This window comes from Bacillus marinisedimentorum, from assembly GCF_001644195.2.
Lineage (GTDB): Bacteria > Bacillota > Bacilli > Bacillales > Bacillaceae_O > Bacillus_BL > Bacillus_BL marinisedimentorum.
This window is the reverse complement of the sequence record NZ_LWBL02000016.1, coordinates 143,146-153,951: the sequence shown is the minus strand read 5'-3', so window position 1 is coordinate 153,951 and position 10,806 is coordinate 143,146. Positions and strand designations below refer to the sequence as shown.

Here is a 10,806-nt window from a genome sequence, read left to right as displayed (position 1 = left end):
AAAAAAGCTTGTAGAAAACACGGGGTTTCTCTACAAGCTGAAAAATTGCCTGGCAATTGCCAGGCAATTTTATATGCTTAAAAATGCATTGTAGGCTGTTCTTTCATATATTCAAATACTTCGCGGTCGATTTTCCCCTGTCCGATTTCACGGTTTTCGAAGTTTTCGGTGTGCATGTATGTGGTGAGAGCCTCATGCCATTCTTCTTCTGTGTAGTGGTTCATGTCTTCAAGGTAGCCGAGGCGCTTCAGCTGGGTGATCAGTTCTTCCTTGAGTTCACCTTCGATGGTAAGAATATTTTCTGGTTTCGGTTCGGAAAAGTAGAGCTGCTGGAGCCGGTAAATGCGCATGAGCTCTTTGATCGGTTCATGGTTGTCATCAACACGGAGGTCAATGTAGCGGTCGTTGAATCCGCCGTATCCCCCTTTTTCTTTGACCACGAGCAAGGCTGCCGACTGTTTTCCGCGGCTGTCGCCACCCGCTTCCTGGCCGGCATCCAATGCGTTCAACAGCCGGTCGGCAAGTGAGCCCTGCGTCCGCTCAAATGTCTTGCCCATCGCCTGCACTGTGTCTTCACTGACAAGGATGTTTCCCTGAGCGGCATAATGGCTGCCAGTTATTCCGCCGGCCCAGTCATAACATTCCGACCCTGTGAATGTGGCAGCATTCCCTTTTGCATCAACAATGCCAGCCTGCCGAAGTTCCCGTTCCGCATCTTCCCCGGTCAGCATATCGAGTGTTTCCTGCGCCGTCTTCCCGGAAGCCATCAATTCAAGTCCTTCCGGCCCGTAGCTTGTATTGGCATAAGATTGGGTCGCCACAGCGCCGACGCCCGCCTTCGCCCACGGAACAACCGCACCGACTCCGAGGAATTTTGATTGCACTGCAATGCCGAGTTCCCCTGTTTCCGGATCGAATCCTACAATTGAAAAAGTGGCCACTAGATCGTTTGGTATCTGTTTCATTGTTTCCTCTCCCTCCATCTGATTTCCGCACTACTTATATAGAAGGTATTCGCTTCCCTCCTGTTTTTTCCTGCAAGGATCGGCCATTCCCAATCAGGCACAAACCAGAAGCGCAAGGTGCCCGCATGGCTGGGTCCGTACGTCCCTTCCTTCTGAGGAGGCAAGGATTATGTCATCAGCCGGGTAATGCCAGCGCATCTTTTTATCAAAAAACCGCTGTTTTAACAGCTAAAAAAGCAGAGGCCGGGAATCACGCCTCCCGTTTCCTCTGCTTTTTTTCCGATTTAGTTTTGCGGGAAGCGCTGTTCCAATCACGCCAGGAAGATCGCGCCATACCCGAGTGCGCCGACAATGACAAATGCCGGGTGCACCTTGAATTTCTCAAGCAGCAAAAAGCTTGCCGCAGCGATCAGGACGAGCTGAAGCGTGCCGCTTGCTTCATATGAGTTGAAGAAAAATTCGTATGCCATCACGCCGAGCAGAACCGCAATTGTCGGGCGGATCAGCATCGTCATGTTTTTAACCTTCGGTGAATCTTTGAACTTATAAAGAAGACCCAATAGCGCAATCATCAGAATGAGAGACGGGGCAACGGTCGCAAAAATACCGACAGCCGAACCGAGGATGCCGCCTTGCTGATAGCCGATGTAGCCGGCCATCTTTGTTGCGATCGGTCCCGGCAGCGCATTGCCGAGGGCCAGCACTTCACTGAATTCGGCCACCGTCATCCAGCCGTAATTACCGACCACTTCGTTCTGGACGAGCGGAATTGATGCCGGACCGCCGCCGTACCCGAGAATGCCCGGAATGAAAAAGGCGAGAAAAATCTCCCAGTAAATCAAGACATCTTCCTCCCTTCCGCCGCAGCTGTCTGCTCTTTGTTCGTCTTACCGGCTTCTTTGACCGGTTTCACCAGTGCGTAAATCAGTAAAATGGCGATTAATATTCCGGGATGGATACCGAGAAATTCAAGCAGGACGACACTTGCCGCACCAAGAAGCAATGTCTTTGCCCAGCCGAGGCCGGTCTGCGCCTTCTGTAAAAATTGCCAGGTCAGAACAGCGAGCATGACGCCGACAACAGGCATGACCGCTTCCGTCATGCCTGCCACCCACGGCTGGTCCTTAAACGCGCGGAGCGAGCTCAGCAGCACAATCATGAGCACAATCGTCGGGAAAATGGTCGCCAGAACAGCGTTAATCATCCCCATAATGCCGGAGACACGGTACCCGATATAGCCGGCCATTTTTGTCGCGATCGGTCCCGGCAATGTATTGGCGAGCGCCAGCAGGTCACCAAACTCCTCATCGGTCATCCACTTGTACTTTTCCACGACCTCTTTATGCACGAGCGGAATCGATGAAGGCCCGCCGCCATAACCGAGCATCCCCACGCGGAAAAACGCCATGAATAAATTCAACTGTTTCATACAATCCAATCCTTTTTTCGGGTGGTGCCTGTCACTTGTCGAATGTCGACATACATCGACAGGTACCTGTCACCTGTATTTACCACGCTGCAACTGATCCGTCTGTCCGTTTTTCGGTGCCGCCGGAGAGTACGCCGGTTTCGGGGTCGCGCACGATGATCTGGCCGCGGCCGAATGGGCCTTTGTCGAGCGAAACTTCGACTTTGTGGCCTTTGCGGGCGAGCGCCTGGGCGATGTCGTTCGGGAAGTCCGGTTCAACGAGGATTTTTTTCCCTTCCATCCATTGCCAGCGCGGTGCATCAAGGGCTGCCTGCGGGTTGAGCCCGAAGTCGATCATGTTCATGACGACCTGGACATGGCCCTGCGGCTGCATGAATCCGCCCATGACACCGAACGGGCCGACCGCTTCATTTCCTTTTGTCAGGAAGCCGGGAATGATCGTGTGGTACGTGCGCTTGCCCGGTTCCAGCCGGTTGTCATGTTCAGGGTCAAGCGAGAAGTTATGGCCGCGGTTTTGCAGGGCGATGCCGGTGTCCGGCACGACGATCCCTGAGCCGAAGCCCATATAGTTACTCTGGATAAATGATACCATATTCCCTTCACCGTCTGCCGCAGCAAGATAGACGGTACCGCCCTTCGGCGGATTGCCCGGCTCAGGCGTCAACGCTTTTTCCCCGATGAGGGAGCGGCGCTGCTCCGCATATTCATCAGAAAGCAAGCCCTCTGTCGCAGCTGACATTTTTTCCTGTTCGGTAATGTATTGCTGGCCATCGGTAAAGGCAAGCTTCATGGCTTCGAACTGTTTATGATACGTTTCAACGCTGTCCTTTTCAGTGTAGTCCCACCCTTTCAGCATGTTCAGCGCCATCAGCGCGACAAGCCCCTGGCCGTTCGGAGGGATTTCCCATACATCGTAGCCGCGGTAATTGGCTTTGATCGGTTCGACCCATTCCGGCTTATAAGCCGCCAGATCCTCTTTTGAAAGGAATCCGCCGTGCTGTTTGGAATACGCATCGATTTTATCGGCAAGTTCGCCTCGGTAAAACGATTCCCCGTTTGTTTCGGCGATCGATCTTAATGTTGCCGCATGGCCCGGAGATTTCCACATGTCGCCGATGCCCGGCGCTTTTCCTCCAGGCGCAAACGTATCAAACCATGGCTTGAATTCTTCCCCTGTAAGCTGTTCCTTAAACCGGTCAAACGCCAGGTTCCAGTACTTTGCGAGTATCGGTGAAAGCGGGTAGCCGTTTTCGGCGTAATCGATCGCCGGCTGCAGCACTTCTGTCAGCGGCAGCTTCCCGAAGCGCTTTGACAGCTCCGCCCATGATCCCGGCGCACCCGGTACAGTTACAGGCACCCAGCCGTATTTCGGGATTTCTTCATGCCCCTTTTCCTTTACAGCATCGATGGAAATGGTTTGCGGCGACGGGCCGCTCGCATTCAATCCGTACAGTTTCTCATCTTCTTTCATCCATACGAGTGCAAAAGAATCGCCGCCGATTCCGTTTGAAGTCGGTTCGACGACGGTGAGGGCCGCCGCGGTTGCGATTGCAGCATCAACCGCATTGCCGCCTTTTTTCAAAATATCAAGCCCGGCCTGGGCGGCAAGCGGCTGGGATGTCGCCACCATGCCGCTCCTGGCGAAGGTTGCCATGCGCTGGGACGAATAAGGATAGGATAAATAATCGTGATTCAACATTTGCTCCTCCTCTGGTTCAATGAGATTTAACATCTTTTTTCTGCTTGTACTTCCTCTTGATAAAAGCACGTCACTTTCCGGGGACAAACCGGGTTCCGGGTTGGCCCGTTGTGACTCACCTTTTCTATTAAAATGCGTCTCTGTTAAATTATCTTCTGGGAACGCAAAAGGATTTCCTCTTTTTCACACAAGGTGGCAGGCAACAAAATGTTCATCGCCGACTTCCCTGAACTCAGGCGCCTTTTGCCTGCAAACATCCTCTGCAAGCGGGCAGCGCGTATGGAAGCGGCAGCCGCTCGGCACGCTCAGCGGGCTCGGCACATCACCCTGCAGGACGATCCGCTCCCGTTTGCTGTCTTTTTTCGTTGACGGAATGGCAGATAAAAGTGCTTTTGTATAAGGATGCAGCGGGTTGTCATATAAGTCTTTTTTTGACGAAAGCTCCACCATTTTTCCGAGATACATGACGCCGACCCTGTCGCTGATATGCTTGACGACACTTAGATCATGGGAGATGAAAAGATACGTCAGGTCATGCTGTTTTTTCAACTTCTGCAGCAGGTTGAGAATCTGCGATTGTACCGACACATCAAGTGCGGATACCGCTTCGTCGCAGACGATCAGCTTTGGGTTGACGCACAGGGCGCGGGCAATACCGACGCGCTGGCGCTGGCCGCCGGAAAACTCGTGCGGGAAGCGGTGGAAGTGATCAGGGGTCAGTCCGACTTCGACCAGCAGCTGATTGACATAGTTTTGAACTTCTTTTTTCGGAACGATTTTATGAGTTTCCACGATTTCAGAAAGCATCGCGCCGACAGACATTCTTGGATTGAGTGATGCATATGGATCCTGGAAAATGATTTGCAGGTCTTTCCGTTTTTCGCGCAGCTGCCTGGACGTATATGCGTTCAGGTCTTCACCTTCAAAAGACAGGCTACCCGATGTCGGTTCCTGCAAACGGAGGAGGGCCCGGCCCATTGTCGACTTTCCGCAGCCTGACTCGCCGACGATGCCGAGCGTTTCACCTTTTTTCAAATTGAAGCTGACACCGTCGACCGCTTTTACGACCTGCTGCTCTTTAGCAAAAAAACCGGTTTTCCCAACCGGAAAGTGTTTTTTCAAATCAGTGACTTCCATTAAGTTATCAGGCTTTGTTTTCAACGCACTAACTGCCAATGGCTTCAACCTCCGTTTCCGGTTCCAGTTTCCATTTTTCGGTATACTTCCAGCAGCTGACACTTTGTTCGCTGTTATATTGCACGTGCGGCGGCGCTTCGTTTCTGCACATCTCTTTTGCGAACGGGCAGCGATCTGCGAATCGGCAGCCGGCCGGCATCTTATCAGGGGACGGAACCGTGCCTTTGATGACGAACAGTTCCTCCTTCTGTTCCCCGTCGACATCCGGAATGCACTGCATCAATCCCTGTGTGTACGGGTGCAGCGGATTTTCGAACAATGCATCACTTGTCGACTTTTCCACCGCTTTGCCTGCATACATGACGAGGATGTCATCGGCCATTTCCGAGACGACGGCAAGGTCATGGGTGATCATGATGATGCCCATGTCCCGTTCTTTCTGCAAGTCTTTCATCAGGTCAAGAATTTGCGCCTGGATTGTCACATCAAGTGCGGTAGTCGGTTCATCGGCAATAAGCAGATCCGGGTTGCAGCTCAGCGCGATCGCGATCATGACGCGCTGGCGCATGCCGCCGCTCAGTTCGTGCGGATAAGCATGGTAGCGCTCTTCCGGTGACGGGATCCCGACATCTCTGAGAGCATCGACCGCCCGCACTTTTGCTTCTTTTTTGCTCACATTCTGGTGGCGGATGACCGCTTCAGCGATCTGGTCGCCGACTTTGTGGACCGGATTCAGTGACGTCATCGGTTCCTGGAAAATCATCGAAATGTTGTTGCCGCGGATTTTGCTCATTTCCTTTTTCGATTTTTCGGCCAGGTTTTCCCCGTTTAACAGGATCTCGCCCCGGGTCACCTTGCCTGAATCCGGCAGCAGCCCCATGACCGACAGCGATGTCAGGCTTTTGCCGCATCCTGATTCACCGACGAGGCAGAGTGTTTTTCCCTGTTCCACACTGAAGCCGATACCTTCCACGATGCACGTTTTTTGTTTCTTTTTATTTTCAAAGCACACCTGGAGATCGTTGACTTCCAATAATTTTTTTCCCATTAATCAAGACCCCCTTGCTTTCTTTTCGGCATATTAGTTGTATATGGAAATAAGTCCTTCCGGCATACTTCATAGATCCGGAACAATTCCTGGACAGGATTTTCATGTTCATCGACACGGAGGTCGATATATGGATACTCCTCTTCGGCTGCGATATAGAGGGCGGCTGATTGTTTGCCGCGCTTATCGCCTCCTGCGTTCTGTCCGCTTTTCAGCGCTTCAAGCATACGGATTTCAAATGGTTCATCTTTTTGCAAAGCAGTGAACGTTTCGGCCATTTTTTCCAATGTTTCAGGACCGGTCAGCATATTGCCGGCCGCGACAAACTGTTCTCCTTCGATATGGCCCTGCCACGGAACGGTGTCCCGGCCAGTGAAGGCGGCGGTATTGCCGCTTGCATCGACAATTGCCAGCTGGCGCCGTTCCCGGTCTTCGTCTGCTGCTGTGACATGCTTCACGACGTCACCGGGATTTTTTCCTTCATCTAAAAGCTTCAGTCCATCAATTCCATAAAACGGATTGACGAGGGCCTGGGTTGCAATCGCGCCGGCTCCCGCTTTTACATACGGGGCAAGGGAACCGACAGCCGGGCGCGCGGTTGAAATCACCACACCGAGCATGCCGGTTTCCGGACAGCGGGCCGTCAGTGAAAATGTATTCAATTCAATCATAGCCGGTCCCCCTTATTTCATTTTCGGGTCAAGCGCGTCACGGAGCCCATCGCCGAAGAGATTGATGGATAGGACTGTGATGAAAATAAAGATGCCCGGGAATAAAGCGATCCATGGCGCATCCGCCAGGTATCCCTGTCCCATCGACAGCATGGCGCCCCAGCTCGGTGTCGGCGGCTGGGTGCCGAGGCCAAGATAACTCAGTGACGCTTCGGCAATAATGGCGCCGGCAACAGCGAGTGTCGCCTGAACGAGAATCGGCGGCAGGCAATTCGGAAAGATATGAAGGAAAATGATTTTCCGGTCACTCAGCCCTGACGCCTTTGCTGCCATGACGTATTCCCGTTCCCGCTGGCTCAATACTTCGGCCCGCATCAGGCGGATGATGTTCGGGGTAAACACGATTCCGATTGCGATCATCGCATTCTGCAGCCCGGCGCCGAGAACCGCCGCCATTGAAAGCGCAAGAACGAGCGGCGGGAAGGAAAGCAATGCATCGGTAAAACGCATCACGATGAATTCATCAAGCACGCCGCGGTAGTAGCCGGAAAACAATCCGATCGGCACCCCGACGGCAAGGGCGATGCCTACGGAAATCATGCCGGCCTGGAGAGAAACGCGGGCTCCGTAGATGACCCTGCTCAACACATCGCGGCCGAGTTCATCGGTGCCGAACCAGTGGTCGGCAGTCGGCTCGGTTAAGAAGTCTGCATAGCTTTGCTCACTCGGGTCCTGCGGGGCAACGACCGGTGCAAAGATTGCCATGAAAATGAGCAGCAGGATGAAAAATCCGCCCGCAACCGCCAGTTTGTTTTTCATAAACCGGCCTGCAATTTCTTTCAACATCCGTTTTTTGGGATTTTCGCCTTTTGTGACAGGCGGCTGAACCGGTGGTTGTTCTGTTTTTACTTCTACAGCACTCATGCCGCCTTCCCTCCTGTCAGCTTGATGCGCGGATCAAGCACGGAATATAACACGTCGACGACGAAGTTAACGACAATAACCGCGACTGCCATGAACATGACGGCCCCTTGCACGACCGGGAAGTCCCGCGTCAAAATCGCGTCAATGACGAGCCTGCCAAGACCCGGCACTGCAAAAATCGTTTCGGTGATGACAGCGCCGCCAAGGAAAGTCGCAAGCTGCAGTCCGCTCACTGTTACGACTGGAATCAAGCTGTTTCTAAGGGCGTGGCCGATGATGACCGTTTTGCCCATCAAGCCTTTTGCATATGCTGTGCGGATATAGTCAGCCTGCAATACTTCAAGCATGCTCGAGCGCAGCATCCTCGTAATTTCAGCCGACAGCCTGACACCGACGGTCAGGGCCGGCAAAATCATCAGCATGATGCTTTTCTTGAAATCGACCCACGGCGCCACATAGCCGGAAGGCGGCAGCAGGCCGAAGCTTATGGCAAAGATGAAAATGAGCAAAATCCCGAGAAAGAACGGCGGGATTGATACGCCTGAAAGGGCGAATGTCGTGCCAAGATAGTCCCAGAACGTTCCTTTTTTGGTAGCTGATATAACACCAGCTGGAATCGCAATCAATAGTGCGATAATAAAGGAAAGAATCGTCAGCTGGACCGTCACCGGGATTTTTTGCGCGATGATCGATAAGACCGGGGTGTTATCTTTGAGCGAATACCCGAAATCCCCGACGACTACGCCCGAAATCCAGCTCCAGTACTGAATGTAAAGCGGATCGTTCAAGCCCAATTTATTGCGAAGGGCTTCAAGCGCTTCAGGGGTAGCTTCCTGGCCGAGCATGATGACCGCCGGATCCCCCGGTGTGATATGGACAAGCGAAAAGATGATGATACTGACAAGAAATAAGATGACAAACATTAAGCCAAGCCTTCTTAGTAAAAATGCCCCCATTTTCCCAACCCTCCTGTAAAAAGTCTCCGTCTTGATGAGAGGAACGGTATGCTGCCTCCGAGCTGCAGCACCGCTGTTTTCCTTGCTGCCAAGTCTTGCAGCCTAAAGTAACAAAGCGGGCCGGAAGCAAATGCTCCAGGCCCTGGGTATCCATTCGATCATTTAAATGATACTTCGTGGAATCGCATCATCGTATCCGGGATGTGCGGGTAACCTTGCAAATAGTTCTTAAACCCTTTGTAGTCTTTTTCATGGTAGATGAAGATGAACGGTGACTCTTCCTGTCCAAGCTGCTGCGCTTTCGTATAAAGCTCTTTCCGCTTTTCCTGGTCAGTCTCTGTACGGGCATCTTCCAGGAGCTTATCCATCTCAGGGTTGCTGTAACCGTAGTTGATGTAGCCTGTGCTGTGATACAGTGCATGAATGTTGCCGTCCGGATCGGTGCGTCCGCTCCAGCCGAGGCGGACAGCGTCAAATTCGAAGTTATCCATCTGGTCGAGCATTGTGCCGAACTCGACTTTTTCAACCTCAACTTTGATGCCGGCCTCTCCAGCCATTGACTGGATCATCTGGGCCAGCTGCTCTTCAACCGGCTTGGCTGTGATTTTCAGCGTGAAGGAGAATCCGTCCGGATGGCCCGCTTCAGCCATAAGCTTCTTCGCCTGTTCGATGTCGCGGTCCTTCGGCTTGATGGACTCGTCAAATGCCCATGTGCCAGGTGCGATCGGCCCGCCTGATGTGACGGCTGTGTCGCGAAGGGCAACTTTTACAATCGCTTCGCGGTCAATGACAAGGTCAAGCGCATTACGCAGTTTCTGGTTGCTGAATGGTTCGCTCTTGTTATTCAAGTAAAGTCCCTGGAAACCGAGAGCGCCTTTTTCGGAAAGGGTGATGTTCGGATCCTTTTCAAGTTTCTCAACATCTTTCGGCGGAACTTTGTTGATGATGTCCACGTCACCTGAAACCAGGTTTGTTACGCGGACGTTTTCATCACTGTACGGGCGGTAAATGATTTTTTCGAAATTCGGTTCGCCGCCCCAGTAGTCGGCGTTCTTTTCAACGACGATTTTATCCTGTTTGACACGTTCAACGAATTTGAAAGGACCTGTTCCAACCGGTGAGTTTTTGAAGTCCTCCCCTTTTTCTTCGACAGCTGTAGGAGAGACCATCATTCCGGCCCTGTCGCTCAATACGGCGAGGAATGGGCTGAATGCTTCCTTCAGTTTTATTTCAACGGTATGCTCATCAACTGCCGTTACGGATTCGACCGGGCTCAGCTCGGATGTCCGGCTTGATCCTGCATCGGGATCCATCATCCGGTCAAAGTTGAATTTGACCGCTTCGGCGTTGAATGGTGTTCCGTCATGGAATGTAACTCCCTTTTGGAGATGAAGTGTATACGTTTTGCCGTCTTCCGATATGTCCCACTTCTCAGCAAGTTGCGGCACAAAGTTCAATTGGTCATCAACATCGACCAGTTTGTCATAGATGCTGTGATACACCTGGCGGTCAACTGCGGCTGTTGAAAAATGCGGGTCAAGCTGCGGCGGGTCATCATCAAGGCCGGCGACAAGTGTCGTCTTATCCGCTTTGGCCCCTGCCGTTACCGGTTCTTCACCGCTTTCCTTTTCTGTCGCTGCCTGCTCCCCGGAACACCCGGTTGCCACAAACAGGAATACGAGCAGAAATCCGATTGTCCCAAACCATCCTGCTTTTCTCATTTTCTTCCCCCTCCTGCTAGTACAGAAAAAACCTGGTATGATTTTTACAAAAAAGTATTTTTTTCTGCCTTTTTGTTCCGAAAAGAAATGTTTTTGTATTGTTTGACTTCTTTTCGATAAGATTGTTTTGAATTATAAAACATAATTTTCTGAAAATCTACAGTTTTGTGTAAAAAATTTAGAATATTTAAATAAAACGCTTACATTCTTTAAAGCGTTTTAGGGGTGAAACGGCGCAGTGGTGCGGGTTTACGGT

General features: G+C 52.0%; 10 protein-coding genes. All 10 read right to left on the bottom strand.

Annotation, left to right across the window (positions count from 1 at the left end):
* Positions 1–77: 77 nt before the first annotated feature.
* Complete coding sequence (locus A4U59_RS05455; protein WP_066176260.1) at positions 78–965, bottom strand: DUF1028 domain-containing protein; 888 nt, start codon at positions 963–965, stop codon at positions 78–80.
* A 311-nt stretch (positions 966–1,276) separates the two neighbouring features.
* Positions 1,277–1,807, bottom strand: a complete 531-nt coding sequence (locus A4U59_RS05450; RefSeq protein ID WP_066176258.1) for a chromate transporter — start codon at positions 1,805–1,807, stop codon at positions 1,277–1,279.
* Positions 1,804–2,394, bottom strand: a complete 591-nt coding sequence (locus A4U59_RS05445) for a chromate transporter (protein WP_066176256.1) — start codon at positions 2,392–2,394, stop codon at positions 1,804–1,806. The genes A4U59_RS05450 and A4U59_RS05445 overlap by 4 nt, the downstream gene beginning before the upstream one ends.
* 79 nt (positions 2,395–2,473) lie before the next feature.
* Entirely contained in the window at positions 2,474–4,093 is a 1,620-nt protein-coding gene (ggt, locus tag A4U59_RS05440; protein WP_066176253.1) for a gamma-glutamyltransferase, read from the bottom strand.
* Positions 4,094–4,276: 183 nt separating this feature from the next.
* Positions 4,277–5,269 (bottom strand): ABC transporter ATP-binding protein, encoded by a 993-nt coding sequence (locus tag A4U59_RS05435; protein WP_083270669.1) that lies wholly within the window; start codon positions 5,267–5,269, stop codon positions 4,277–4,279.
* The gene (locus tag A4U59_RS22190) at positions 5,259–6,278 is read right to left on the bottom strand and encodes an ABC transporter ATP-binding protein (protein WP_066176250.1); all 1,020 of its coding nucleotides are present in this window, start codon (positions 6,276–6,278) and stop codon (positions 5,259–5,261) included. The genes A4U59_RS05435 and A4U59_RS22190 overlap by 11 nt, the downstream gene beginning before the upstream one ends.
* Positions 6,278–6,949: a DUF1028 domain-containing protein gene (locus A4U59_RS05425; protein WP_066176247.1), complete on the bottom strand. Its 672-nt coding sequence runs from the start codon at positions 6,947–6,949 to the stop codon at positions 6,278–6,280. The genes A4U59_RS22190 and A4U59_RS05425 overlap by 1 nt, the downstream gene beginning before the upstream one ends.
* 12 nt (positions 6,950–6,961) lie before the next feature.
* The gene (locus A4U59_RS05420; protein WP_066176303.1) at positions 6,962–7,795 is read right to left on the bottom strand and encodes an ABC transporter permease; all 834 of its coding nucleotides are present in this window, start codon (positions 7,793–7,795) and stop codon (positions 6,962–6,964) included.
* A 74-nt stretch (positions 7,796–7,869) separates the two neighbouring features.
* A complete protein-coding gene (locus A4U59_RS05415) occupies positions 7,870–8,829 on the bottom strand; it encodes an ABC transporter permease (protein ID WP_066176245.1) in 960 nt (319 codons plus the stop codon).
* A 158-nt stretch (positions 8,830–8,987) separates the two neighbouring features.
* On the bottom strand, positions 8,988–10,550 hold the full coding sequence (locus tag A4U59_RS05410; RefSeq protein ID WP_066176242.1) for an ABC transporter substrate-binding protein: 1,563 nt from the start codon (positions 10,548–10,550) through the stop codon (positions 8,988–8,990).
* Between the last annotated feature and the right edge of the window lie 256 nt (positions 10,551–10,806).